The organism is Amycolatopsis sp. lyj-23, from assembly GCF_046549135.1.
In the GTDB taxonomy this organism is placed as follows: Bacteria; Actinomycetota; Actinomycetes; order Mycobacteriales; family Pseudonocardiaceae; genus Amycolatopsis.
Genome location: NZ_JAJPWN010000031.1, coordinates 35391 through 59534 on the forward strand (window position 1 = coordinate 35391; position 24144 = coordinate 59534).

A 24144-nucleotide genomic window follows, 5' to 3' on the forward strand; every position below is an offset into this window, starting at 1 on the left:
TTACTCCTTCAGTGCCGCGCCGGCCAGGACGATGGACTGCGCGTCCGCCAGGGCCGGGGTGTCGTCGGTGACCTCCGCCTCCTCGGGGTGCCACTTCGGCGTCCACACGAGGCCGGGTTCGATGATCCGGAAGTCGCCGAACAGGTCCCGGATCTCCCGCGCCGTCCGCCAGATGACCGGGCTGCCGGACTCGTCGTACCGCTGCTTGATCCGCCTCAGCATCGCGGCGGATTCGTCCGACACGCCTTCGTCGGTGACGTGGGAAATGCCGAGGTAGGACCCCGGCACGAGCAGATCGCGGTAGGTGCTGACGAGTTGCGGCCCGAGGTCGTCGGACGCGGCGCTGCCGGGGGACGGCAGCTGCTGGATGTGCAGGACGGCGATCATCAGCAGCCCGACCGGTTCGTCCAGGTCGATCACGCCGGTCTCGGCGATCTTCTCCCACAGCCCGGCGGGGTCGCGCAGGTCGCCCTGGATGGCCGTGTGCCGGTCTTCGTCACCGTACTGGCGCAGCAGGCTCCGGGAGTGCGCGACGGCCACCGGCTCGTGGTCGACGTAGGCGACCCGCACCTGCCCGGGCGCGACCTGCTCGGCGACTTCGTGGGCGTGCCCCATGGTGGGCACCCCGGACCCGAGGTCGACGAACTGCCGGATGCCCTGCTTGGTGAGGTACCGGACGAGCCGGTGGAGGAACAGCCGGTTGGACCGGGCGATCGGGCGCAGGATCGAGAACTCGTCCAGCAGTTTTTCCGCGAATTGGCGATCTATTTCCCAGTTGGCGTCGCCGCCGAGGAAGTAGTCGTAGATCCGGGCGATGCTCGGCCGGCTCAGATCCACGCCGGCAGGCGGGAACGGTTCGCTTCCCGATGTCGTCATTGTTCGCTCCCCGGTGGCGTTCGTGACGGGAACATCGTATTCGGTTCTTTCGCCGTTCAGCTGCGGCATCAGGGTGACCTCCGGTGCCGTTCGAGGGCTTTTTCGAGAACGGCGTGTGTCTGCTCGGGACTGAGGGCGGAGCCGCTCAACCGGTTCCAGTGTTCGTACAGGCGGCCGAGGTCGAGGCCGCCGGGATCGGTGGTGACGAGGGTGCCCAGCAGGTCGCTGTAGCCGAGCGCGGGTTCCGGTTCCGCGAATTCCATGATCGTGAAGTCGGGATCGACGTGCAGGCGCTGGGCGAAGGGAACCACCCGGATGTCGATGTTGGGATTCCGGTCCGCGAGCAGGAGCAGGTGTTTCAACTGGTCGACCGCGACGTACTTGTCCACGGTTTCACACTGGACGACGCGTTCGACGGCGCTTTCGCTGATGAGGAATTCGTAGCGGCAGCCGGGGTTTTCGGTGAACGCCCGGACCGTGCGCGCGGCCCGGCCGGCGACCGCGTCGGCGATGTTGTCGAGGTCGTGTTCGTGGAATTGCGCGATCATGTAGCTCTCGGCTTGCGTCAAGCCCTTGAACCGTTCGCCGGTCCAGCTCAGGACCCTGGTCGCGAACGGTTCGGCGGCCAGGATCCGGCGGAACCACGACGCGCCGACCAGGTCGCGGTCCCGTTTGGCCCGTTCGCGCTGGTTCACTTCGTTCAGCCGCAGGAGCCCGGCTCTTTCCGCATCCGTGGCTTCGAGGCCCGGCAGGACTTTGTGCAGCACTCCGGCGCTGAGTTTGTACCCGCTCTCCAGGCGGCTGATCATGCTCTGGTCGTACCGGACCTTTTCGGCCAGCTGCTCCTGGGTCAGCCCGGCGCGCTTGCGCAGTTTGCGCACGTCGAGACCGAGCTGCCGGCGCAGCTCGGTGTCGTCCGGTGAGGAAGAGGGCGGCCGCGGCACGTCAGGTCGTCCAATCGGGAGGCTTGAGGCCCCGATCATAGTAGCCGTCCGGGCTCGGACGCACACACTCAGTTGCCCGGGCGGCCGCCCGTCAGCTCCCGCCGTTCACGGCCGTGTCGTGCCGTCCGGTGCGGCGCCGCGTGGCCCGCCGGACCGGAAGGCCGCCCGGTGCAGGCCGCGGGTGAACGCTTCCCACTCCGAGTCCGAGAACACGAGGACGGGACCGCCGGTCAGTTTCGAGTCCCTGATCGCGACCAGGCCGGGGCGGTCGAGGTTGATTTCGACGCAGTCACCCTGGTCCGGGCCGCACAACGGGCTTTTCTGCCAGGCGTCCGCGCTGAACGCGTCCTGGACGGTCATCGGGTCGTAGCTGTTCATTTCCCTGTCTCCCCCTTGTCAAGCACCCGGCTCGGGCTGAATATGCAACTTATTCAGGCTTAGATCTTGAATATTCAGATGGCAAGGGTGATCGGGAGACTTCGCCGCCGTGGGTGACTTTTTCACTCGATCAGCGCTGGTGGTGGTGCACGTGCGCCTGCAGGGGCTCGTCGTCGGCGCGCTCTTCCGGCCCTGCCCTTCGCCAGATGTCCCGATTTTGTCCGGATTGCTGGCTGTGGTGGACTGTTGACGGACGCCGGGCGCGGTCGCGAACGGGCGCCGGGCCGGGTCGGCGCGCGCCCGCTGCATATTCCGACCGGAACCTGGAATATCCGGCGGTGGCTCCCATCCCCGGCGACGGCGCAATTTTCGCTAGGCCGTTGGGCTGAGCCCGGCCGTCCAACGGTGGTACGCAGAGTAAAAGATCGCCGGTGGGTTGCGCAGGCAACTGTCGCGAAGGTGTGACACTCTGCGTCATCCGGGTGATGGGAACGGTCCGGAATTCGTGCGCCGGACGTCGGCACCGGACCGGCGCACCGTCGTCGCGGTCCGGCTAGCTTGATTTCCGTACCGGGCTTCATCCCTTTTTCCACCGGAGTGCACGACATGCGATTCACCGTTCCGCCGCCGCGACCGGCGCCGGCGCGACCCGAAGCGACGACCGGGTGACGGCGTGGCCGGCCGGCGGGCTCCCTTTCCGGGGCGGCCCGTCGGCGACGATCTCCGCGGGCTCGCACCGGAACGGCGGTGCCTCGTGGGCGCGCCGGCTCGGGGTGCCGGTGCGCCGGGACTCCGGGGCGACGCGATGAGCCGCCACGAAGCGCGGCGAGGGCCGCGGATCAGGGGGCGCACGGCATTGGGGCAGGTCCCTTCGACCGACGCCTTCGACACCCCGGCGAAGAAGTCGCCGCTGACCCTCGACGAGCGCAAGCTGGTGCTGTTCCTGCTCGTCGCACTGGCCGATGAGCGGGGGACGCTCGCCCGGACGCGGCGGCGCCTCGTCGAAGCCTTCGGGGACCGGGACCGGCACTGGTGTGCCGGCAAGTCCGAAGACGCGCTCCTGCACCTGCTGGCCAAGTCGATCGGCCGGAGCGCGGCCACGCCGCCGCCGTGGGAGCGGATCGCCGAGATCGTGGGTGTCGCGGTGCCGCCGGCTCGCCGGGACCTGGTGCTGGGCCAGGCGGCGGCTCTCTTCGCGCGGAGTGTCGGCTGGGAGCGGCCGGTGCCCGGCTACGACGGGCCGTTCTCGGTGCCGTCGTGGATCGGGGAACCGGTCGTCACCGTGGAGATGATCGTCGACGGCTGGGCGGACCCGGCCGCGGCGCCCGGCCCGGACGGGCGGGGGCCGGCAACCCAGCCGCTGGTCCCCGGCCCGCGCGTTCCGTCGGTACCCGCCGAAGGGCCGGCGCCGCGGCCCGTGGCCCCGAGACCGCTTCGCGCGGCCGTCCACCCGATCGACGACCCGGCGGCGCTGCGGAAGGTCATGCTGGCGGTCGCCGGAGCGGCCCGCCGCCTCGACGAGCGGGCCGAGACGCTGAGGGAGTCGCTCAACGCGCACCAGCTCGCGAACTGGAAGCTGCGGTCGGAGAACCAGCGGCAGCGGAGCCTGCTCGAACAGCTGCTGCGCGAGAAGTACCCGGGCGCGGCCACCGACACCATCCGGCAACTGATCGCCGAGCAGCTGCGCACGGTCATCACCGCCGACCCGCCCGAATCCCGCCCGTCGCTCGGGTGACCCCCGGCGACCGGGCGGGGAAAGTGAACGGGAACTGAAGAAGTGCGGCAATGCGGCGGGATTCGTTCAGTTGCCGATCAGTTGAAGAACAGTTTCCGGTTCAGTTCCGATTTTCGGAACTGAAAGGAACTCATCGGTCACATAAGTTCCACTTGTCGAGCCGGATACCGGTCGTCGCGAGCATCGACCGTTGGCCGCGAACTGGTTTCCCGGCGCATTGATTGCCGGTTAGGCTCGGAAGCGTCGCCTTGCTCAGCAAAAACCGAAACGTTCCTGGAGGTGTGCTGTGCGCGCAGAATCGGCCGGTTTCCGGTCGGCGGCCGTCGCGTGGCGCCGGTCGCCGGCGTGCGGCGCGGCGTCGCGCGGTGCTCGACGGGGAGCGCAAAACCCGTGGTGGGGCCGGGTATCGATGACCCCGGCGCGCCGGGGCTTCTCCGCGAGGAGGAGCCGCAGGGCTGCGAAAGCGGCCGGAAAGAAGAGAGGAGAAAGAATGTGTGGTAAACATCGGAAAAGGGAGGCCAGCAGGGCCGGGTGTGTCGTGATCTTGGTGTTCACGACGCCCCTGCTCATCCTGCTGGCCGCCCTCGCTGATCAGGCTCCGCACCTGATCGGCTGAATCCGGCCCCTCTTGTGGAAGAACCGCGGCGCGGGGCCGGAACACCCGGTCAGCACCCGGCCGGTCCCGCGCCGCTCAGTATCGCATCTCCGCTGCAACCTGGGAACAGTTGCGCCCCTATGGGGTGGCCCACAAACGACGAACGGACCACGTGATGCCTTCCGAACGCCACAAAAGGAACTGCTCTTTCGTCGCCGCCCGCATCCGGCTCGGGGTGCCGCGCGCGGACGGGCGGCGGGCGGGCGAACGTGACCGGCAGGTGCACCTCGTTGTCCTGCCCGACGACCGGCCGGCTCCACCGGTGCTGGAAACCCTGTGCGGCGACCCGCTGGCCCGCGAGGCGACGGAGTTGCTCGACCACATCGCGGGCATGCCGTGCGTCCGGTGCCTGGCGCAGGTCCCGGACGCCGGGCGGGCGGCGCGGGACAACTGCCGTTCGGCGTAGGCGCCGGGACCCGCGGCACTGTCGCGCCGGAAAAGGCGGGTCACCCGGAGGTGACCCGCCTCGGCCGGCGGCGAAGTCCTACTTGCCGAAGCCTGCCCGGCGCAGTGCGTCGGCCATCGACCCGCTCGCGTTGCCGCCGCGATCCCGGCCGCCGCCACCGCTACCGCCGCGCCGGTCGCCGCCGCCACCACCGGCAGCGCCGCTACCACCGCGGCGCTGGCCGCCGCCGCCCTGGCCCCGGTCCCGGCGCTCGCCGCCGCGGTTGGCCGCGGCCGCGCCCGGCTCGTCGTCCAGGCGCAACGTCAGGGAGATGCGCTTGCGGGGGACGTCCACGTCCAGCACCTTCACCTTCACGATGTCCCCGGGCTTCACGACCTCGCGCGGGTCCTTCACGAAGTTCTTCGACAGCGCCGAAACGTGGGCCAGGCCGTCCTGGTGCACGCCCACGTCGATGAACGCGCCGAACGCCGCCACGTTGGTCACCACGCCCTCCAGGCGCATGCCCGGCTTGAGGTCGGAGATCTTGTCCACGCCCTCGGCGAACGTCGCCGTCTTGAACGCCGGGCGGGGGTCGCGGCCCGGCTTGTCGAGCTCGGACAGGATGTCCGTCACCGTCGGGAGGCCGAACGTGTCGTCGACGAAGTCGGCCGGGCGCAGCGAGGACAGCGTGCGCGTGTTGCCGATCAGTGCCCGGATGTCGGTGCCGGTCTTCGACAGGATCCGGCGGACCACCGGGTACGCCTCCGGGTGCACCGAGGACGAGTCGAGCGGGTCGTCGCCGTCCGGGATGCGCAGGAAGCCCGCGCACTGCTCGAACGCCTTCGGGCCGAGCCGCGCGACCTCCTTCAGCGCCGTCCGGGACCGGAACGGCCCGTTCGTGTCGCGGTGGGCGACGATGTTCTCCGCGAGGCCCGTCGTGATGCCCGAGACCCGGGTCAGCAGCGGCGCCGACGCCGTGTTGACGTCCACGCCGACCGCGTTCACGCAGTCCTCGACCACCGCGTCCAGCGAACGCGACAGCGAAACCTCGGACAGGTCGTGCTGGTACTGCCCGACCCCGATCGACTTCGGGTCGATCTTGACCAGCTCGGCCAGCGGGTCCTGCAGCCGGCGGGCGATCGAGACCGCGCCGCGCAGCGACACGTCCATGTTCGGCAGTTCCTGCGAAGCGAACGCCGACGCCGAATACACCGAAGCGCCGGCCTCGGAGACCACGGCCTTCGTCAGCTTCAGTTCCGGGTGCTTCTTGATCAGTTCGACGGCGAGCTTGTCGGTCTCGCGCGACGCCGTGCCGTTGCCGATCGAGATCAGTTCCACCTTGTGCCGCGCGCACAGGGCCGCGAGCTCGGCGATCGACTGGTCCCACTTGTTGGCCGGCTGGTGCGGGTAGATCACGTGGGTGTCGACGACCTTGCCGGTCGCGTCCACGACGGCCACCTTGACGCCGGTGCGGAAGCCCGGGTCCAGGCCCATGGTGGCGCGGGTGCCGGCCGGCGCGGCCAGCAGCAGGTCGCGCAGGTTGGCCGCGAAGACGCGCACGGCGTCGTCTTCGGCCGCCTGGCGCAGCCGCATCCGCAGGTCGATGCCCAGGTGGAGAAGGATCTTGGTGCGCCACGCCCAGCGGACGGTGTCGCCGAGCCACTTGTCGCCCGGCCGCCCCTGCTGGCTGATGCCGAACTTCGCGGCGATGCGCTGCTCGTACTCCGTCGGGCCGACCTGCGGCTCGTCGCTGGGCTCGTCCGGGGCCATCGTGAGGTCGAGGACCTCCTCCTTCTCGCCGCGCAGCATCGCCAGGATGCGGTGCGAGGGGAGTTTGGTGTACGGCTCGGAGAAGTCGAAGTAGTCGGAGAACTTCGCCCCTTCCTCCTCCTTGCCGGCGCGGACCTTGGCCACCAGGTGGCCCTGGCCCCACATCTTCTCCCGCAGGTCACCGATGAGGTCGGCGTCCTCGGCGAAGCGCTCGACGAGGATCGCGCGGGCGCCGTCGAGGGCCGCCTGCGTGTCCGCGACGCCCTTGTCCGCGTCGACGAACACCGCCGCCGCGGCCTGCGGATCCGTCGAAGGGTCGTTCAGGAGACCGTCGGCCAGCGGCTCGAGACCCGCTTCGCGCGCGATCATCGCCTTCGTGCGGCGCTTCGGCTTGTAGGGGAGGTAGATGTCCTCCAGCCGCGACTTCGTGTCCGCGGCCAGGATCGACGCCTCCAGGGCGTCGTCGAGCTTGCCCTGGCTGCGGATGGACTCGAGCACGGCGAGCCGGCGCTCGTCGAGTTCCCGCAGGTAGCGCAGGCGCTCCTCGAGCGTGCGCAGCTGCGCGTCGTCGAGCATGCCGGTGACTTCCTTGCGGTAGCGCGCGATGAACGGCACGGTCGACCCGCCGTCGAGCAGCTCGACAGCGGCCTTGACCTGCCCTTCGCGCACGCCCAGTTCTTCGGCGATCTTCTGCTCGACCGACACGCTCACGGCAACACGCTCCCGATTGACCTGGATCCGATCGTCACATTCTGCCGTTTCCGCCGCCCCGACTTTCGGATGGGGCTGGCATCGAGCACCTTGACAACGAGATTGGTCTAGTCCACTTTGTGGTGACCTGCCTCACGAGTGCTGTGGAGGTCCCGTGGTCCCCAAGGTTCGTTTCGCTCTGCTTTCTCTGCTTTCCGTGGTCACGCTCTGTCTCGGCGTGACGTTCGTGCTCGCCGGCAACGCCGCGGCGGCGAACATCCTGGCCAACCCCGGCTTCGAAGCCGGCGCCACGGGCTGGACGTGCACCTCCGCGCCGGCCGTGGTCGGCACCCCGGTGCACGGCGGGAGCAAGGCCCTGAGCGTGACGCCGACGTCGTCGGACAACGGGCAGTGCTCCCAGACGCTCACCGTCTCGGCGAACACGGCCTACAAGCTGTCGGCCTGGGTCCAGGGCAGCTACGTCTACCTGGGCGTTTCCGGTTCCGCGACGACCAGCACGTGGACGCCGGGCACCAGTGGCTACCAGCAGTTGTCGATCAGTTTCACGACCGGCTCGAGCACGTCGCTGACGGTCTACCTGCACGGCTGGTACGGCCAGCCGACCTACTACGCCGACGACGTCAGCCTCGACGGCCCGGGCACCCCGCCGACGACCACGCCGACGACGCCCACCACCTCGACCACGCCGCCGACGACGACCACCACTCCGCCGACGACGACCACGACGACGCCGCCCACGCAGGGCAACTTGCCGAAGCACGTCCTGACGGGTTACTGGCAGAACTTCTACAACGGCGCCAAGGCACTGAAGCTCGCCGACGTCCCGACGACGTACAACATCATCGCGGTGTCGTTCGCGGACGCCACCGGTACGCCCGGCGCGGTGAGCTTCACGCTCGACTCGGGCCTGTCTTCGCAGCTCGGCGGCTACACGGATGCCCAGTTCAAGGCCGACATCAAGACGGTGCAGGCGCGCGGCCAGAAGGTGATCATCTCGGTCGGCGGCCAGAACGGCACGATCAGCGTCGCGGACTCGACGTCGGCGAACAACTTCGCGAACAGCGTCAAGACACTGATCGCGAACTACGGCTTCGACGGCGTCGACATCGACCTGGAGAACGGCATCAACGCCACGTACATGGGCCAGGCGCTGCGGAGCATCTACAACGGCGGCGGCAAGGTCATCACGATGGCGCCGCAGACGATCGACATGCAGTCCACGCAGGGCGGCTACTTCCAGCTCGCGCTGAACATCAAGGACATCCTGACGATCGTCAACATGCAGTACTACAACTCCGGCTCGATGAACGGCTGCAACGGCAACGTCTACTCCCAGGGCACGGTCGACTTCCTGACGGCGCTGGCCTGCATCCAACTGCAGGGCGGCCTGCGCGCGGACCAGGTCGGCCTCGGCCTCCCGGCCTCTCCGCAGGCCGCGGGCGGCGGCTACCAGGCCCCGGCCAACACGGTATCGGCGCTGAACTGCCTGGCCCGCGGGACTTCGTGCGGCAGCTTCAAGCCGTCGACGACGTACCCGACGATCCGCGGCGCGATGACGTGGTCGATCAACTGGGACGCGTCGCAGGGGTACGCGTTCGCCAACACGGTTTCGTCGGGCCTCGCGGGCCTGCCGTAACCGTGAGCTGAGTGGCCCTCCCGGCGGCGCGGTCCGGGAGGGCCGCTTCACGCCAGGGGCAGCCGCAGGGCGCCCGGGGCCGTCGGCGGGACCACCGGGTTCTTCGGCGGCACCGGCGCCACCCGCCGGTACGGCGAACCCGACGCCGGCCGCGGGTCCGGCTCCCCGCGGTTCGGCCAGAACGCCATCGCGCGCTCCGCCTGGGCCGTGATCGTCAACGACGGGTTCACGCCCAGGTTGGCCGAGATCGCCGAGCCGTCCACCACGTGCAGTCCCGGATGCCCGTACAGCCGCTGGTACGGGTCCACCACCCCCGTTTCCGGTGCATCCCCGATCGCGCAGCCGCCGATGAAGTGGCCCGTGATCGGGATGTTCGCCATGTCCGTCCACGCGCCCTGCGGAAGGCCGTCGATTTTCTCCGCCACCCGGCGGGTGACCTCGTGGCCCGCCGGGATCCAGTCCGGCGAAGGGGCACCCGCACCCTGGCGCGTGGTCATCCGGCGACCGAAGAGCCCCCGTTTCGTGTACGTCGTCACCGAGTTGTCCAGTGTCTGCATCACCAGCAGCCCGATCATCCGCTCCGACCAGTGCCGCGGGTTGTGGATCCGCAGCAGGTCGCGGCGGGCGCGCCACAACTCCCGCAGCCCCAGCACCCAGCGCCGGCGGCCCGGGGCCGCGTCCACCAGCACCGTCGCCAGCAGGCCCATCAGGTTGCTGCCGCGGCCGTAGCGCACCGGCTCCACGTGCGTCACCGCGTCCGGGTGGATCGACGACGTGATCGCCACCCCGCGCGTGTAGTCCGCGTCCGGGCGCAGTGACCGCGCCGCCAGGACGGCTTCGGAGTTCGTGCGGGCCAGCAGGCCGAGCCGGGGGGACAACGCGGGCAGCGTCCCCGTGTCGCGCATGCGGTGCAGCAGCCGCTGCGTCCCCAGCGCCGCCGCCGAGAACACCACCTGCAAGGCCGTGAACGTCCGGCGCGAACGGCCGCCCGTCCGCCGCGTGCCGACCGCGTAGCCGCCGTCGACCGGCCGCACCGACACCGCCGTCGTCAGCGGGTGCACCACCGCACCCGCCTGCTCGGCCAGGTACAGGTAGTTCTTCACCGTCGTGTTCTTCGCCCCGACGCGGCACCCGGTCATGCACTCGCCGCACAGCGTGCAGGCGGTGCGCGCCGGACCCGCGCCGCCGAAGAACGGGTCCACCCCGGACTGTCCGAAGTAGACGCCGACCGGGGTGCGGCGGTACGTGTGCCCGATGCCCATGTCGTCGGCGACCGACCGGAGCACCTCGTCCGCCGGGGTCGTCGCGGGGTTCTCGACCACGCCGAGCATCCGCTTCGCCTGGTCGTAGTACGGCGCGAGCTCGTCCTTCCAGTCCGTGATGTGCGCCCACTGCGGGTCGGCGTAGAAGCCGTCCGGCGGCTCGTACAGCGTGTTCGCGTACACCAGCGAGCCGCCGCCGACGCCGGCGCCGCTCATCACGAACGTGTTCTTCAGCAGCGTCAGCCGCTGGATCCCGAAGCAGCCGAGCGCGGGCGCCCACAGGTACTTCCGCAGCCGCCACGACGTCTTCGCGAACTCGTCGTCGGCGAACCGCCGCCCGGCCTCCAGCACGCCGACGCGGTAGCCCTTCTCGGTCAGCCGCAACGCCGTGACGCTGCCGCCGAACCCCGAACCGATCACCAGGACGTCGTAGTCCATCAGGCGACCACCCGGTAGTCGGCGAGATCGAAGCGCCGGGTCCGGCGGTCGTACTCGGTGACCAGGCCCGGCCAGTTGGTCGTCACCCGGCCGTCGGCCTGGCGGTACCAGCTCGTGCACGCGCTCCACACGCTGTGCCCCAGCCGCCGCTGCACCTCGCGGTCGTAGGCGTCCTCGACCTCCGGCCGGACGTCCACATAGGACAGACCGGGCCGTGCGAGCCTCTCCACCGCCTGCCGGATGTAGCGCGCCTGCCGTTCGATCATGTAGATGATGGACCCGGCGCCGAGGTTCGTGTTCGGCCCGTAGACGCAGAACAGGTTGGGAAAACCGGGCACGGTCATGCCGAGGTACGCCCGCGCACCGCCGGACCACTCCTCCTGCAGCGACCGCCCGCCGAGGCCGCGCACGTCCATCCGGTGCAGGAACTCCGTCGCCGCGAACCCGGTCCCGTAGACCAGGACGTCGGCCTCGATCTCCGTCCCGTCCTCGACCCGCACGCCCTTCTCGGTGATCTCGCGGATCCGGCGCGTCTCGACGTCGACGTCCGGCTGCGCCAGCGCGGGCAGGTAGTCGTTGGTGAACAGGATCCGCTTGCAGCCCAGCGGGTAGGACGGCGTCAGCTTCGCGCGCAGCTCGCGGTCGGGGATGTGGCGACGGCGGAGTTGCGCGGTCCGCAGCTCGAACATCTTCGCCAGCACCGGGTGGCGCGTCATCGCGTAGGTGGCGTACTCGGCGAGCAGGAAGATCCGCAGCCGGCCGAGCAGCTGGGTCGGCGGCAGGTGCTCGAACAGCCAGTGCTGCCACCGCCGGTAGCTCGGGTCGGACTTCGCCAGGACGTACGGCGGCGTGCGCTGGAAGACGGTCACGTGCTGCGCACGTTTGCGCAGCTCGGGCACGAACTGGACGGCGCTGGCCCCGGTCCCGATGACGGCGACGCGCTTGCCGGCCAGGTCGACGTCGTGGTCCCACCGGGCGGAGTGGAAGGCGGCGCCGGCGAAGCTCTCACGGTTCGGGATGTCCGGCAGCACCGGCCGCGACAGCTGCCCGACGGCGGGCACGAAGACGTTCGCCTCGAACGTCTCCCCGCCCCGCGTCTCGACGCGCCAGAGGCCGCGCTCTTCGTCGAAGGCGGCCCCGGTGACCTCGGTGCGGTACCGGATGTGCGGCTCGAGGCCGTACTTCGCGATGACGCGCCGCAGGTAGGCGAGAATGTCGGGCTGGTGGGAGAACCGCTTGGGCCACCGCGGGTTGGGCTCGAAGGAGAAGGAGTACAGCGGCGACGGGATGTCGCAGGCGGCGCCCGGGTAGGTGTTGTCCCGCCAGACGCCGCCGGGTTCGGCGGCGCTCTCCAGGATCGTGAAGCCGGTGAACCCCGCCCGCTTCAGCTCGATGGCCGTTCCGATGCCGCCGAATCCGGTGCCCACGATCAGCACCGATGGCCCCTTCGCCGCACTGCTCATGCGGAAAAAACTACGCACCGGACGCCTGTGACAACAGGCCACGAACGGTCACTCAATCGAGATTTCCGGCCAGCCTCACTCCGGCGGACGGACGTGCACGTCGTGCGTCTCCGCGCCCGCCTCGGCCCACTCGACCAGCTCGCCCGCCGACTTCTCCAGGGCCGCCAGCACCCTCTTCGGCAGCTTCTCGAACGGTGACAGTGAAATCACCGCCGCCTTCTTCGTCGCCTTGATCTCCCGCCAGCCGCACACCTGGCCGTCCACCATGAGCGTGCCCTTGACCAGCCCGTTCTGCGAGATCACCCGCTTGCGGTAGGCGTCGGAGATCACCCGCGTCCGGTCCGCGTAGGACAGGATCGTCTGGTCGAACGGCCCCAGCAGCCGCGGCGGCGCCGGAACGTCCTCGTCCGGCACCGTCAGCTCCGGCAGGTCCAGCAGCTCGCGGCCGTCCGGGTCGCGGTAACGCCGCAGGTCCATCGAAGAAGCCACCTCGCCCAGGCGCGTGATGCCCGCCCACGTCTGGACGTCCGCCACCGTCGCCGGGCCGAACGCGCGCAGGTACCGCGAGATCAGCGAAGCGGGCGAAGGTGGCGACAGGGGCGCGCCCACCCACTCCTCCAGACACGCGTACGTCGTCTGCCCGGCCTTGCCCCAGATCGCGCGCGGCGGCACCTGGACCAGTGGCAACCGGCCGCGGGCCAGGTGGGTCAGGGACGCCGCCGGGACGTCCCAGGTGCGCGCCAGCTCCGCACCCAGTGCTGTGCTGGACAACGCCGACGTCGCCAGCAGCTCGCGGGCCGCCGAAGCGACCGCAGCGTGGTCGAGCCCGGCCAACGCGGCGGCGTGCAGGGTGTTCTGCTTGAGATCACGGTCGTAGAGCACCTGGACCACCGGCCGCCACGCCAGCGCGTCCGCCGCCGTCACCAGGTGGACCGTGCCGCGCATCAGCGCGATCCGGACCACGCGCCGGCTCTCCAGCAGCTCCGCCAGGTCCGCCGGCCGGAACCCGGCCAGCCGCGACCACAACCCGAAGTACGGCGGGAACGGCGCCTGGGCCTGGAGCCCGGCGAGGTGCGCGACGGCGTCGTACGCGGACATCTCGGCCCGGCGCAGCAGCAGCTGGCGCTCCAGCGTGGCCCGGTTCAGGGCCCGGCGGCTCAACGTCTCCACGCCGTCACCTTAACGATCATCCAGGACAGCTCCGGTCCTCGATTGGACACGTTCTCCGGCCGTGATCCAGAATTCCGGCCATGGCCGAGCTTGCCGCGCCCGCCGTCCGGGACTGGGACTTCCCGCGCGGCACCGCGAGCATCGAGCTGATGACCCGGTTCGCCGCCGGCCGCGGCCTGCCTGCGAGCCGGCTGCTGGCCGGCACCACCCTGACGCCGGAGCTGCTCGCCGACCCGGCCGTCCAGGTCGACGCGCGCCAGGAACTGGCCGTCGTCCGGGCGCTGGCCCAGCTGGACGGTTCGGACGCGGCGGCGCTCGAGCTGGGCCGCCGCTACCGCGTCACCACGTTCGGCATCTTCGGGTTCGCCTGCATCAGCAGCCCGACGTTGCGCGACGCGATGCTGTTCGCGCTCCGCTACTTCGACCTCAGCTTCGCCTTCTGCATCCCGCACGTCGTCCTCACCGCCGACCGGCTGACGCTGGAGCTCGACGACAGCCGCGTGCCCGCCGACGTCGCCCGCTTCCTCCTGCTGCGCGACCTGGCCGCCATCTTCGCCGTGCTGCGCGACCTCCTGCCCGAGATCGCGCTGGACGAGCTGACCTTCCGGCACGAGACCGCCACGCCGGAGGACTACCGGGCCGCGTTCGGACTGTTGCCGCGCTTCGGCGCCGACGCCTGCCGGGCGGCGCTCGACCCGGCCCTGCTCGGCCGGCCGCTGCCGCAGGCCAACGACCAGACCGTCGCCTTGTGCGCCGCCCAGTGCGAAGCGCTGGTCACGCGACGGCGGCAGCGGTCAGGGATCTCGCAGCAGGTCCGGGAACGCCTGGTCCGGCTCGGCGGGGTGGACGCCGGGATGGACGAGATCGCCCGCCAGCTCACGCTCAGCACGCGCACCCTGCGCCGTCGCCTGACCGAAGCCGGCACGAGCTACCGGGCACTGGTCGACGAGGTCCGCCAGGCACTCGCCGAGGAACTGCTCGACACCGGCGTGCTGTCGGTCGAGGACGTCGCCTACCGGCTCGGGTACGCCGAGGCGTCGAGCTTCATCCACGCGTTCAAGCGCTGGACCGGGATGACGCCTGCCGCGTTCGCCCGCCGGTTCCGCTCCGCCCGGCGAGGACCGCCGGGTAGGTGAGCTTCAGCAGGTTGAGCAGCGATTCGGTGAGGAAGGTCCGCAGCGCTTCGCGGTCGAGCGTGCCGCGGATCAGCCACTCCCGCGACGCCGCCCGCAGCATCCCGCCGAACGAGCGGATCATCGCGCGCAGCTCTTCGCGGCCCTCGGTCACGCCGGTCATCAGCGCGGCCTCCAGCACCCGGTCGGCAGCGATTTCGTCGGCCTCCAGCATGATCCGCTCGATCTCGGGGTCACGCCCGGCCGCCTCCGGCCCGATCACGGTCAGCCACGCGTCGCGGTTGCGGTCCACGACCTCGATCCACCGCTGCACGCCGATCGCCAGCCGCTGCTCCATCGTGGTGTCCGGCAGCGCTTCGGTCACCGGCGCGGGCACGATCATCATCTGCCGCACCACTTCCAGGTACAGCTCGCGCTTGCCGCCGAAGTAGTGGTTGATCAGCGGGCGCGCCACCCCGGCGGCCTCGGCGATGTCCGAAGTGGACACCGAGGCGTAGCTGCCCGCGCCGAACAGGCGCCGGGCGGCGGCGAGGATCTCCGCGCGCCGCTCGGCCGGTTCCAGCCGGCGGCGCCGGGGCCGCGTCCCACTGGTCATCCACTCAGCCTCGCGGGGGAGCGGCACGCTGTCAACAAGCAGTTGACCGACTGTCAAGAAGTGCCTCCCATGGCGGGCAAGCGGTGTTTCGCACCGGTGGTTGTCGTTACGAAACCGGAACAACCCGCCGGTAACTCCCCGGCACCCGGATGCGACGAGACGGCAGGGGGCCCGGACCGGGGGTAGGAGCAGATGGACGAAGAAGGCGCGCCGATCCGGCCGGCCGGACGCTGGGTGAGCGTCCGCCTGCAGCATCGCCACGTCAGCTTCGACGAAGGCTTCGAAGCGGACGAGCCCCTTCCGGACGGCGACTGCGCGGACGAAGGCTCACTGTCCTACTCGGGCATCGTGATTTCCGGCTACGACCGGGGCGAGAAGGTGTCCGAGCGCTGGATCCCGCTGGGCACGGACCCGTCCGAAGCGGACGACGAGCAGTTGATCGGCCAGCTGCGGGAAGCGTTGCTGTGGCAGGCGGGCCGGCCGCCGCAGACCGCGGAGGAGTGACCCGGCCGCCCCCGATGTCGCCTCCGTTGAGGGTGGCGGTGGGCATGGATGACGCACCCAAGGCGGCCTTCGGTGCGTAAGACGCAACCAAGGCCGCCTTGGGGCGCTTGAGCTTGGGTGGAGGTGGCTCAGGTGCGGAGGCCCTCGAAGGCCACCTTGCACACCGCGTCCGCGACCTCCGCCGCCGAGGAGCCCCGGCGCGGGCGGTACCACTCGATCAGCGAGTTCACCATGCCGAAGATCAGCCGGGCGGTCACCGACGGGTCGACGTCCGGCCGGAGGTCGCCCTCCGCCTCGGCCTGCTTCACCAGGTCCGTCACCAGCCGGTCGAACTCGCGGCGGCGGGTCAGCGCCGCCCGCTCCACCTTCGTGTTGCCACGCACGCGCAAGAGCAGCGTCACGAACGGCAGCCGGTCGGCCAGCACCAGCACGCTGCCGCGGACCAGGTGCTCCAGCCGGTCGATCGCGCGCCCGTCCAGCTGGTCGGTCGACGCGGCCACCTCGAACAGCCCGTCCAGCGCCCGGTCCACCGCCAGCCGCAGCAGTTCCTCCTTGCTGGGCACGTGGTGGTAGATCGCCGACTTCGTGATGCCGAGCTTGCGGGAGAGGTCCTCCATGCTCGTGCCGTCGTAACCGCGCTCGTTGAACAGCTTCACCGCTACCTGCAGCAGCGATTCGAGGTCGTAGCCGGGCCGTCCGCGGCGAGGGGTGGTCACGGCTTCTCCCGCTGGTCGACGATCCGCCGCATCTTGCCCATGGACCGCTCCAGGGTGTCCGGGTCGACGACGTCCACCGAGACGGTCACGCCGACGCCGTCCTTGACGCCGCTGATCAGCGAGGCCACCGCACTTTCGCGGTCCCCGGCCGTGGCGTCGTGGCGCGCCTCGACCCGGACGGTCAGGTGGTCGAGCCGCCCCCGCGTGGACCGGACGAGCTGGAAGTGCGGGCTCAGCCCTGCCGTGCGCAGCACGATCTCCTCGATCTGCGTCGGGAAGACGTTGACCCCGCGCAGGATGATCAGGTCGTCGGTGCGCCCGGTGACCTTGGCCATCCGCCGGAACGCCGGTCGCGCGGTGCCCGGGTTCAGTTCGGTCAGATCCCGGGTGCGGTAGCGGATGATCGGCAGCGCCTGCTTGGTCAGCGACGTGAACACCAGCTCGCCGGTCTCGCCGCCGCCCAGGACCTCCTCGGAGTACGGGTCGATCACCTCGGGGTAGAAGTGGTCCTCCCAGATGTGCAGGCCGTCCTTCGTCTCGACGCACTCCTGCGCGACGCCCGGGCCCATCACCTCCGACAGCCCGTAGATGTCGACGGCGTCGAGGGCGAACCGCTCCTCGATCTCGGCGCGCATCTGCTCGGTCCACGGCTCGGCGCCGAAGATGCCGACTTTCAGCGAGGAGGACCGCGGGTCCACACCTTGGCGCTCGAACTCGTCGAGCAGCGTCAGCATGTACGACGGCGTGACCATGATGATCTCGGGCCGGAAGTCGGTGATCAGCTGCACCTGCCGCGCGGTCATCCCACCGGACGCCGGGATCACCGTGCAACCCAGCTTCTCGGCGCCGTAGTGCGCGCCGAGCCCGCCGGTGAACAGCCCGTAGCCGTAGGCGACGTGCACCTTGTGCCCGGGACGCCCGCCCGCGGCGTGGATCGAGCGGGCCATCACCGTCGCCCACGTGTCGATGTCCTGCTCGGTGTACCCGACGACGGTGGCCTTGCCGGTGGTGCCGCTGGAGGCGTGGATGCGCCGGACCTGCTCCTGCGGCACGGCGAACATCCCGAACGGGTAGTTCTCGCGCAGGTCCTGCTTGGTCGTGAACGGGAACTTGGCCAGGTCGGCCAGTTCCTTGCAGTCGTCCGGGTGGACGCCGGCCTCGTCGAACTTGCGCGTGTACGCCGGCACGTTCGCGTACGCGTGCCGGAGTGTCCACTGCAGACGTTCCAGCTGGAGCGCGGCCAGCTCGTCGGCGCCGATGTCCGTCTCGATCATGCCTCGCCTCGTTTCGCGGGAAGAGCGCGGCTGCGGCCGCGGAATTCGGCGACGACCTCGGGCCCCGCGGGGGTCTCCCGGTGCACCGTGACGTCGTAGATGCCGTTGCGGCCGTAGCGGGTGCGCTCGGTGGCCGTCGCGACGAGGTGGTCGCCGAGCCGGCCGGCCGCGACGAAGGAGATGTCGGCGCCCGCGGCGACCGTCGCGGGGCCGTGGCTGTTGCAGGCGAGCGCGAAGGCCGTGTCGGCCAGCAGGAAGACGTACCCGCCGTGGGCGATGTCGTGGCCGTTGACCATCTCGCGCGTGATCGTCATGGCCGCCACGGCCCGCCCGTCAGCGGCTTCGACGAGTTCGATGCCCAAGGCGCGCGACGCCTCGTCGGCGGCGAACATGGTGTGCGCGGCGTTGGTCATGCACCCTCCGTCCCCACTGACCGAATGGACGGTCACCTCGCGGTGCCGCCCAGTAAAGGCAGTGGTCGGGGCCGGTGTCAAGCGTCGCCCCTTCCGATCTTCGGGTTCGGCGGCTACCATGCGATTAACTGAACGTCCGGTAGGTAATTCGGCGAGAGGGACCTGATGGCACTGCTGCGCAGCTACGTCTCCGGGAGCTGGCACACGGCGGCGGACGAGGGCGTCCCGCTGCACGACGCGGCCACCGGCGAGGAGGTCGCCCGGATCTCCTCGAAGGGCGTCGACTTCGGAGCCGCCCTCGAGTACGGCCGCACGGTCGGCGGCCCGGCCCTGCGCGAGCTGACGTTCCACCAGCGTGCGGCCCTGCTCAAGGCGCTGGCCTCGCACCTGCGTGAACACCGCGAAGAGCTGTACGCGCTCTCCGCGCGCACGGGCGCCACCCTCGGCGACTCGAAGTTCGACATCGACGGCGGCATCGGCGTCCTGTTCAGCTACGGCTCCAAGGGCAAGCGCGAGCTGCCGAACGACACCGTCTACGTCGAGGGCAACGTCGAGCCGCTCAGCCGCGGCGGCACGTTCGTCGCGCAGCACATCGCGACCCCGCTGCGGGGCGTCGCCGTCCAGATCAACGCGTTCAACTTCCCGGTGTGGGGACCGCTCGAGAAGTTCGCGCCCGCGTTCCTCGCCGGGGTCCCGAGCCTGGTCAAGCCGGCGAGCTCGACGGCGTACCTGACCGCGCGGCTGGTCGAGCTGATCATCGAGTCCGGCATCCTGCCCGAAGGCTCGCTGCAGTTCGTCGCGGGCAGCGTCGGCGACCTCCTCGACCACGTCACCGCGCAGGACCTGGTGTCCTTCACCGGGTCGGCGTCGACCGCGCAGAAGCTGCGGACGCACCCGGCGATCATCCGCCACGCCGTTCGGTTCAACGCCGAGGCCGACTCGCTGAACTGCTCGATCCTCGGCCCGGACGCGGTGCGCGGGACCACCGAGTTCGACCTGTTCGTCAAGCAGCTGACCACCGAAATGACGGTCAAGGCGGGGCAGAAGTGCACCGCGATCCGCCGCGCGTTCGTCCCCGCCGAACTGCTCGACGACGTCGCCGCGGCCGCGTCGGAGCGGCTCGCGAAGGTGACGGTCGGCAACCCGGCGTCCGAGGGCGTCCGGATGGGCGCGCTGGCCAGCCTGGAACAGCGCGAGGAGGTCCGGCGGTCGCTGAAGGCGCTGCTGGACGCCGGGAGCGTCGTCTTCGGCGACCCGGAGAAGGTCGATGTCGTGGACGCCGACGCCGAGCGCGGCGCCTTCATCTCGCCGGTGCTGCTCAAGGCCGACCCCGAGCGCTCCGAGCCGCACGAGGTCGAGGCGTTCGGGCCGGTCTCGACGCTGATGCCGTACACGTCCACCGAGCAGGTCGTCGACTTCGCCGCCCGCGGCGGCGGCAGCCTGGCCGGGTCGGTGGTCAGCGCGGACAAGGAGTTCGTGCGCGAGGTCGTCCTCGGCGCGGCGCCGTACCATGGCCGCCTGCTGGTGCTGGACGCCGAGGACGCGAAGGAGTCCACCGGGCACGGTTCGCCGATGCCGCAGCTGGTCCACGGCGGCCCGGGCCGCGCGGGCGGCGGCGAGGAGATGGGCGGCATCCGGGGCGTGCTGCACCACATGCAGCGCACCGCGGTCCAGGGCTCGCCCGCCGTGCTTTCGGCGGTGACCGGCCGCTGGGTCACCGGCGCGCCGCGGACCGAAGGCGACGTCCACCCGTTCCGGAAGTCCCTGGCCGAGCTGCGCACCGGCGACTCGGTCGTCGCCGGGCCGCGTGTTGTTTCCCAGGAGGACGTCGACCACTTCGCCGAGTTCACCGGCGACACGTTCTACGCGCACACCGACCCCGAAGCAGCGGCCGCGAACCCGCTGTTCGGCGGGATCGTCGCGCACGGCTACCTGGTCGTCTCGTTCGCGGCCGGGTTGTTCGTCTCGCCCGAGCCGGGCCCGGTGCTGGCCAACTACGGCCTGGAGAACCTGCGCTTCCTGACCCCGGTCAAGGTCGGCGACTCGCTGACGGTGACGCTGACCGCGAAGCAGATCACCCCGCGGATCGACCAGGACTACGGCGAGGTCCGCTGGGACGCCGACGTCACCAACGCCGAGGGCGAGTCCGTCGCCAAGTACGACGTCCTGACGCTCGTCGCGAAGGAGCAGCCGTGACCGCCACCGTGTCCCTCGAAGAACACTTCGAGCACACCATCGAGCGCGACCAGCGGATCGAGCCGCGCGACTGGGTGCCCGAGGGCTACCGCAAGACGATGATCCGGCAGATCGCGCAGCACGCGCACTCGGAGATCATCGGCATGCAGCCGGAAGGCAACTGGATCACGCGGGCGCCGTCGCTGCGGCGCAAGGCGATCCTGCTGGCCAAGGTCCAGGACGAAGCCGGCCACGGCCTCTACCTCTACTCCGCGGCGGCGACGCTGGGCGCGGACCGGGCGGACCTGACCGACAAGCTGATCAACGGCAGGCAGAAGTACTCGTCGATCTTCAACTACCCGACGCTGACCTTCGCCGACGTCGGCGTGATCGGCTGGCTGGTCGACGGCGCGGCGATCTGCAACCAGGTGCCGCTGTGCCGGTCGTCGTACGGGCCGTACGCGCGGGCGATGATCCGGATCTGCAAGGAGGAGTCCTTCCACCAGCGGCAGGGCTACGAGCTGCTGATGACGATGATGCGCGGGACGCCGCAGCAGCGCGAAATGGTCCAGGAGGCGGTGAACCGCTGGTGGTGGCCGTCGCTGATGATGTTCGGCCCGCCGGACGCCGACTCGCCGAACACCGCGCAGTCGATGGCGTGGAAGATCAAGCGCCACACGAACGACGAGCTGCGGCAGCGGTTCGTCGACATGTCGGTTCCGCAGGCTTCGGCGTTGGGTGTCACGTTCCCGGACCCGGAACTGAAGTGGAACTCAGAGCGTGGGCACTACGACTTCGGCGCGGTCGACTGGGACGAGTTCAAGAACGTGCTGAAGGGCAACGGGCCCTGCAACGCGCAGCGGGTCGCCCACCGCCGGCGGGCGCACGAAGACGGCGCGTGGGTGCGGGAAGCCGCCGTCGCGCACGCCGGGAAGAAGGAGCGCAAGTGACCGACCTGACGGCCGAAGGCGGCCACGGCGCCGTCCCCCTCGAAGGCGTCCCCGCGGCTCCGGGCCCGGTCAAGCACGACTGGCCGCTGTACGAGGTGTTCGTCCGCGGCAAGCGCGGGCTCAACCACGTGCACGTCGGGTCACTGCACGCGGCCGACGACCAGATGGCGCTGCACCACGCGCGCGACCTCTACACGCGCCGCAACGAAGGCGTGTCGATCTGGGTCGTGCGCGCGGCGGACATCACGGCATCGTCGCCGGACGAGAAGGACCCGTTCTTCGCGCCCAGCGGCGACAAGGTCTACCGGCACCCGACGTTCTACGACATCCCCGAGGAGGTGCCGCACATATGAGTTTCGACAACGTCTACGAGTCGCTGACCGAGGAGAACGACGCCCGCTGGGCGTTCGGCACCGGCTTCGAGGACCCGCTGTCCGGAGTGGACACTTCGGTACCGTCCGGTGTGGACGGTGCGTCCCTGGCCGCCTACTGCCTGATGCTGGGCGACGACGCGCTGATCTTCTCCCACCGGCTGCAGGAGTGGTGCACGAACGCGCCCGAGCTGGAGGACGAGGTCGCGATCGCGAACATCGCCCTCGACCTGCTGGGCCAGGCGCGGCTGCTGCTCGCCCGCGCCGGCAAGGCCGACGGCTCGTCGCGCACGGAGGACTCCTTCGCTTTCCTTCGCGCCGAGAACGAGTTCCGCAACGTCCGGCTCGCGGAGCTGGGCGGCGGTCACTTCGGGCACCTGATCGCGCGCTTGTTCGTGTTCTCGACGTGGCGGCTGGCGCTGCTGCAGCGGCTGGTGTCCTCAGTGGACCCGGTGTTGGCGGCCATCGCGGACAAGGGCGTCAAGGAAGTGACCTACCACCGCGACTACGCGGCGCAGTGGCTGGTCCGCCTCGGTGACGGGACGCCGTTGTCGCACTCGCGGATGCAGGAGGGCCTGGACGAGGTCTGGCCGTACGTGGGGGAGCTGTTCCGCACGCACCCGGTGGAGTTCGTGGACGCGGCCTCGCTGCGCCCGGAGTTCGACGCGGTGCTGGACCAGGCGCTTTCCGCGTCGACGCTGGTGCGGCCGTCGTCGGGCGAGCTCGCCGGCGTCTCGGGCCGGACGGGCCGCGACGGCGTCCACACCGAGTCTTTCGGGTTCCTGCTGGCGGAGCTGCAGAGCGTCGCCCGGGCGATGCCGGACGCGAAATGGTGACCGCCGCGGCCGTGGCCGCCACGGTCACCGACCCCGAGCTGCCGATGCTGACCTTGGCGGACCTCGGCGTCCTGCGCTCGGTGTCCGAGTCAGCAGGCCGCGTGGTCGTCGCGATCACGCCGACGTACACGGGCTGCCCGGCGATGGACACCATGCGCGACGACCTGGAGCACGCCCTGGTTTCGGCGGGTTTCGCGGACGTCGAAATCCGGACGCAGCTGTCGCCGGCGTGGACGTCGGACTGGATTTCGCCGTCGGGCCGCCGCAAGCTCGCCGAAGCCGGGATCGCCCCACCGGGTGCGGCGCCGCGGCGCACGGGCCCGATCCCGCTGACGCTGTCGGCGCCGGTTTCGCGGGTGCGCTGCCCGCACTGCGGTTCCGCGGACACCGAAGAGCAGTCCCGGTTCGGCGCAACGGCGTGTAAGGCGCTGCGGCGCTGCCGGTCGTGTCTGGAGCCGTTCGAACACGTCAAGGAGATCTAGGTGGCGCGGTTCAACTCGCTGAAGGTGTCCGGGGTCGAGCGGCTGTGCGACGACGCGGTCGCGGTGACGTTCGACGTGCCGGCGTCGCTGGCTTCGGAATACGCGTTCAAGCCGGGCCAGTCGCTGACGCTGCGGCGCTCGATCGACGGCCGCGACGAGCGCCGCTCGTACTCGATCTGCGCCCCGGCGGGCGCGGCCCCGAGGGTGGGCGTGCGGTTGGTCCCGGACGGGTACTTCTCGTCCTGGCTGGTGAACGAGGTCCGCGCGGGCGACACGATCGAGGTGGCCCCGCCGACGGGGTCGTTCACCCCGGACCTCACCGAAGGCGGCCACCACGTCCTGATCGCGGCGGGCTCGGGCATCACACCGGTCCTGTCGATCGCGTCATCGCTGCTGCAGTCGTCGACGGCGACGGTGACGGTGCTGTACGGCAACCGCCGCACGGACACGGTGATGTTCGCGGACGAGCTGGCGGACCTCAAGGACAGCGCCCCGTCACGGCTGGAGCTGATCCACGTGCTTTCGCGCGAGCCGCGCGAAGCGGAGCTGTTCACGGGCCGCTTGGACGTCCCGAAGCTGCGGACGCTGTTTTCTTCGCTGGTGCCGGTGTCGTCGGTGGACCACTGGTGGCTGTGCGGCCCGTTCGAGATGGTGTCGGGTGCGCAGGAACTGCTGACGTCGCTGGGCGTGCCTTCTTCGAAGGTCCACCAGGAGCTGTTCTACGTGGACACGCCGCCGGCGCCGCTGGAGCACCTGGATCCGGAGGTGGCGGGGGAGTCCTCGGAGGTTTCGGTGGTCCTGGACGGCCGCTCGACGCCGATGACGTTGCCCCGCGCGTCGTCGGTGTTGGACGGGGCGCAGAAGTTCCGCCCGGACCTGCCGTTCGCCTGCAAGGGCGGGGTGTGCGGAACGTGCCGCGCGAAGGTGACGGAGGGCAAGGTGGACCTGCGGCGCAACTTCGCGCTGGAGGAGGCGGAGGTCGAGGCGGGCTTCGTGCTGACGTGCCAGTCGTACCCGGTCTCGGACACTTTGACAGTGGACTTCGACGCCTGAGGGATTGGTTGTCCACAGAGCGGTCGGCTTGTGGACAACCAGGGCTGCCGAGGGCTTTTCGACGGGCCCTGTCGGTGGCCGCCGATAGAATGGACTTGGGGACGCCCCCCTGGGAGTGGCGGGGGCTGTGCTGGCGGGGGCTGTGCTGGCGGGGGCTGTGCTGGCGGGGGCTGTGCTGGCGGGGGCTGTGCTGGCGGGGGCTGTGCTGGCGGGGGCTGT

At 70.4% G+C, this 24144-nt stretch carries 23 protein-coding genes and 1 pseudogene; 12 read left to right on the forward strand and 12 right to left on the reverse strand.

What is annotated here, in order from left to right:
- The 3 genes from ACLJPY_RS48120 to ACLJPY_RS48130 form a co-directional block, all read right to left on the reverse strand.
- Positions 1-876, reverse strand: a complete 876-nt coding sequence (locus ACLJPY_RS48120; protein WP_410597716.1) for an SAM-dependent methyltransferase — start codon at positions 874-876, stop codon at positions 1-3.
- A 68-nt stretch (positions 877-944) separates the two neighbouring features.
- On the reverse strand, positions 945-1820 hold the full coding sequence (locus ACLJPY_RS48125; protein ID WP_410597717.1) for a helix-turn-helix domain-containing protein: 876 nt from the start codon (positions 1818-1820) through the stop codon (positions 945-947).
- Between the two features lie 105 nt (positions 1821-1925).
- Positions 1926-2198, reverse strand: coding sequence for a DUF397 domain-containing protein (locus ACLJPY_RS48130; protein WP_410597718.1), 273 nt, complete (start codon positions 2196-2198; stop codon positions 1926-1928).
- An 805-nt stretch (positions 2199-3003) separates the two neighbouring features.
- Here ACLJPY_RS48130 and ACLJPY_RS48135 point away from each other — a divergent pair.
- Positions 3004-3933: a hypothetical protein gene (locus ACLJPY_RS48135; RefSeq protein ID WP_410597719.1), complete on the forward strand. Its 930-nt coding sequence runs from the start codon at positions 3004-3006 to the stop codon at positions 3931-3933.
- Between the two features lie 252 nt (positions 3934-4185).
- Here ACLJPY_RS48135 and ACLJPY_RS48140 read toward each other — a convergent pair whose 3' ends face one another.
- Complete coding sequence (locus ACLJPY_RS48140; protein ID WP_410597720.1) at positions 4186-4488, reverse strand: hypothetical protein; 303 nt, start codon at positions 4486-4488, stop codon at positions 4186-4188.
- A gap of 215 nt (positions 4489-4703) precedes the next feature.
- Here ACLJPY_RS48140 and ACLJPY_RS48145 point away from each other — a divergent pair, with 215 nt between their 5' ends.
- Positions 4704-4994, forward strand: coding sequence for a hypothetical protein (locus tag ACLJPY_RS48145; protein ID WP_410597721.1), 291 nt, complete (start codon positions 4704-4706; stop codon positions 4992-4994).
- A 78-nt stretch (positions 4995-5072) separates the two neighbouring features.
- Here ACLJPY_RS48145 and ACLJPY_RS48150 read toward each other — a convergent pair whose 3' ends face one another.
- Positions 5073-7454 (reverse strand): Tex family protein, encoded by a 2382-nt coding sequence (locus tag ACLJPY_RS48150; protein WP_410597722.1) that lies wholly within the window; start codon positions 7452-7454, stop codon positions 5073-5075.
- 154 nt (positions 7455-7608) lie between these two features.
- Here ACLJPY_RS48150 and ACLJPY_RS48155 point away from each other — a divergent pair, with 154 nt between their 5' ends.
- Positions 7609-9090, forward strand: a complete 1482-nt coding sequence (locus tag ACLJPY_RS48155) for a chitinase (protein WP_410597723.1) — start codon at positions 7609-7611, stop codon at positions 9088-9090.
- A 47-nt stretch (positions 9091-9137) separates the two neighbouring features.
- Here ACLJPY_RS48155 and ACLJPY_RS48160 read toward each other — a convergent pair whose 3' ends face one another.
- The 3 genes from ACLJPY_RS48160 to ACLJPY_RS48170 all read right to left on the reverse strand — a co-directional run bounded on the left by ACLJPY_RS48160 (position 9138) and on the right by ACLJPY_RS48170 (position 13423).
- Entirely contained in the window at positions 9138-10790 is a 1653-nt protein-coding gene (locus tag ACLJPY_RS48160; protein WP_410597724.1) for a GMC oxidoreductase, read from the reverse strand.
- Positions 10790-12253 (reverse strand): flavin-containing monooxygenase, encoded by a 1464-nt coding sequence (locus ACLJPY_RS48165; RefSeq protein ID WP_410597725.1) that lies wholly within the window; start codon positions 12251-12253, stop codon positions 10790-10792. The genes ACLJPY_RS48160 and ACLJPY_RS48165 overlap by 1 nt, the downstream gene beginning before the upstream one ends.
- A 75-nt stretch (positions 12254-12328) precedes the next feature.
- Positions 12329-13423: a winged helix DNA-binding domain-containing protein gene (locus tag ACLJPY_RS48170; protein WP_410597726.1), complete on the reverse strand. Its 1095-nt coding sequence runs from the start codon at positions 13421-13423 to the stop codon at positions 12329-12331.
- A gap of 80 nt (positions 13424-13503) precedes the next feature.
- Between ACLJPY_RS48170 and ACLJPY_RS48175 the strand changes: the two genes are divergently transcribed.
- On the forward strand, positions 13504-14559 hold the full coding sequence (locus ACLJPY_RS48175) for an AraC family transcriptional regulator (protein ID WP_410597727.1): 1056 nt from the start codon (positions 13504-13506) through the stop codon (positions 14557-14559).
- Here ACLJPY_RS48175 and ACLJPY_RS48180 read toward each other — a convergent pair.
- The gene (locus ACLJPY_RS48180; protein ID WP_410597728.1) at positions 14480-15151 is read right to left on the reverse strand and encodes a TetR/AcrR family transcriptional regulator; all 672 of its coding nucleotides are present in this window, start codon (positions 15149-15151) and stop codon (positions 14480-14482) included. The two genes, ACLJPY_RS48175 and ACLJPY_RS48180, sit on opposite strands and share 80 nt — an antisense overlap.
- Before the next feature lie 192 nt (positions 15152-15343).
- Between ACLJPY_RS48180 and ACLJPY_RS48185 the strand changes: the two genes are divergently transcribed.
- Positions 15344-15655, forward strand: a complete 312-nt coding sequence (locus ACLJPY_RS48185) for a hypothetical protein (RefSeq protein ID WP_410597729.1) — start codon at positions 15344-15346, stop codon at positions 15653-15655.
- A 128-nt stretch (positions 15656-15783) separates the two neighbouring features.
- Here the strand turns inward: ACLJPY_RS48185 and ACLJPY_RS48190 are convergent, their stop codons facing one another.
- Genes ACLJPY_RS48190 through paaI form a run of 3 tightly spaced genes read right to left on the reverse strand, consistent with a single transcriptional unit; the run spans position 15784 to position 18058 of the window.
- Positions 15784-16371 carry a TetR/AcrR family transcriptional regulator gene (locus ACLJPY_RS48190; protein WP_410597730.1) on the reverse strand — a complete coding sequence of 196 codons (588 nt, stop codon included), beginning with the start codon at positions 16369-16371 and terminating at the stop codon, positions 15784-15786.
- Positions 16368-17645, reverse strand: a complete 1278-nt coding sequence (gene paaK / locus ACLJPY_RS48195) for a phenylacetate--CoA ligase PaaK (protein WP_410597731.1) — start codon at positions 17643-17645, stop codon at positions 16368-16370. Before paaK ends, ACLJPY_RS48190 begins: the two co-directional genes overlap by 4 nt.
- Positions 17642-18058 (reverse strand): hydroxyphenylacetyl-CoA thioesterase PaaI, encoded by a 417-nt coding sequence (paaI, locus tag ACLJPY_RS48200; protein ID WP_410597732.1) that lies wholly within the window; start codon positions 18056-18058, stop codon positions 17642-17644. The genes paaK and paaI overlap by 4 nt, the downstream gene beginning before the upstream one ends.
- Positions 18059-18223: 165 nt before the next feature.
- Here paaI and paaZ point away from each other — a divergent pair, with 165 nt between their 5' ends.
- The 7 genes and pseudogenes from paaZ to ACLJPY_RS48235 all read left to right on the forward strand — a co-directional run.
- The gene (gene paaZ / locus ACLJPY_RS48205) at positions 18224-20254 is read left to right on the forward strand and encodes a phenylacetic acid degradation bifunctional protein PaaZ (protein ID WP_410597733.1); all 2031 of its coding nucleotides are present in this window, start codon (positions 18224-18226) and stop codon (positions 20252-20254) included.
- Positions 20251-21183 carry a 1,2-phenylacetyl-CoA epoxidase subunit PaaA gene (paaA, locus tag ACLJPY_RS48210; RefSeq protein ID WP_410597734.1) on the forward strand — a complete coding sequence of 311 codons (933 nt, stop codon included), beginning with the start codon at positions 20251-20253 and terminating at the stop codon, positions 21181-21183. The genes paaZ and paaA overlap by 4 nt, the downstream gene beginning before the upstream one ends.
- An 86-nt stretch (positions 21184-21269) precedes the next feature.
- Positions 21270-21536 (forward strand): 1,2-phenylacetyl-CoA epoxidase subunit PaaB, encoded by a 267-nt coding sequence (gene paaB / locus ACLJPY_RS48215; protein ID WP_410597749.1) that lies wholly within the window; start codon positions 21270-21272, stop codon positions 21534-21536.
- Complete coding sequence (gene paaC / locus ACLJPY_RS48220) at positions 21533-22390, forward strand: 1,2-phenylacetyl-CoA epoxidase subunit PaaC (RefSeq protein ID WP_410597735.1); 858 nt, start codon at positions 21533-21535, stop codon at positions 22388-22390. The genes paaB and paaC overlap by 4 nt, the downstream gene beginning before the upstream one ends.
- Positions 22384-22872, forward strand: coding sequence for a 1,2-phenylacetyl-CoA epoxidase subunit PaaD (paaD, locus tag ACLJPY_RS48225; protein WP_410597736.1), 489 nt, complete (start codon positions 22384-22386; stop codon positions 22870-22872). Before paaC ends, paaD begins: the two co-directional genes overlap by 7 nt.
- On the forward strand, positions 22873-23925 hold the full coding sequence (gene paaE / locus ACLJPY_RS48230; protein WP_410597737.1) for a 1,2-phenylacetyl-CoA epoxidase subunit PaaE: 1053 nt from the start codon (positions 22873-22875) through the stop codon (positions 23923-23925).
- A 127-nt stretch (positions 23926-24052) separates the two neighbouring features.
- Positions 24053-24130, forward strand: a pseudogene (locus ACLJPY_RS48235) (pentapeptide repeat-containing protein); the annotation flags it as partial.
- Between the last annotated feature and the right edge of the window lie 14 nt (positions 24131-24144).

What these genes read in the sequence shown, in the direction of transcription:
- ACLJPY_RS48120 (WP_410597716.1), bottom strand. Translation starts at nt 876, where the DNA reads ATGACGACATCGGGAAGCGAACCGTTCCCGCCTGCCGGCGTGGATCTG.
- ACLJPY_RS48130 (WP_410597718.1), bottom strand. Translation starts at nt 2,198, where the DNA reads ATGAACAGCTACGACCCGATGACCGTCCAGGACGCGTTCAGCGCGGAC.
- ACLJPY_RS48135 (WP_410597719.1), top strand. Translation starts at nt 3,004, where the DNA reads ATGAGCCGCCACGAAGCGCGGCGAGGGCCGCGGATCAGGGGGCGCACG.
- ACLJPY_RS48145 (WP_410597721.1), top strand. Translation starts at nt 4,704, where the DNA reads ATGCCTTCCGAACGCCACAAAAGGAACTGCTCTTTCGTCGCCGCCCGC.
- ACLJPY_RS48160 (WP_410597724.1), bottom strand. Translation starts at nt 10,790, where the DNA reads ATGGACTACGACGTCCTGGTGATCGGTTCGGGGTTCGGCGGCAGCGTC.
- ACLJPY_RS48165 (WP_410597725.1), bottom strand. Translation starts at nt 12,253, where the DNA reads ATGAGCAGTGCGGCGAAGGGGCCATCGGTGCTGATCGTGGGCACCGGA.
- ACLJPY_RS48175 (WP_410597727.1), top strand. Translation starts at nt 13,504, where the DNA reads ATGGCCGAGCTTGCCGCGCCCGCCGTCCGGGACTGGGACTTCCCGCGC.
- ACLJPY_RS48180 (WP_410597728.1), bottom strand. Translation starts at nt 15,151, where the DNA reads ATGACCAGTGGGACGCGGCCCCGGCGCCGCCGGCTGGAACCGGCCGAG.
- ACLJPY_RS48185 (WP_410597729.1), top strand. Translation starts at nt 15,344, where the DNA reads ATGGACGAAGAAGGCGCGCCGATCCGGCCGGCCGGACGCTGGGTGAGC.
- paaK (WP_410597731.1), bottom strand. Translation starts at nt 17,645, where the DNA reads ATGATCGAGACGGACATCGGCGCCGACGAGCTGGCCGCGCTCCAGCTG.
- paaI (WP_410597732.1), bottom strand. Translation starts at nt 18,058, where the DNA reads ATGACCAACGCCGCGCACACCATGTTCGCCGCCGACGAGGCGTCGCGC.
- paaZ (WP_410597733.1), top strand. Translation starts at nt 18,224, where the DNA reads ATGGCACTGCTGCGCAGCTACGTCTCCGGGAGCTGGCACACGGCGGCG.
- paaC (WP_410597735.1), top strand. Translation starts at nt 21,533, where the DNA reads ATGAGTTTCGACAACGTCTACGAGTCGCTGACCGAGGAGAACGACGCC.
- paaD (WP_410597736.1), top strand. Translation starts at nt 22,384, where the DNA reads ATGGTGACCGCCGCGGCCGTGGCCGCCACGGTCACCGACCCCGAGCTG.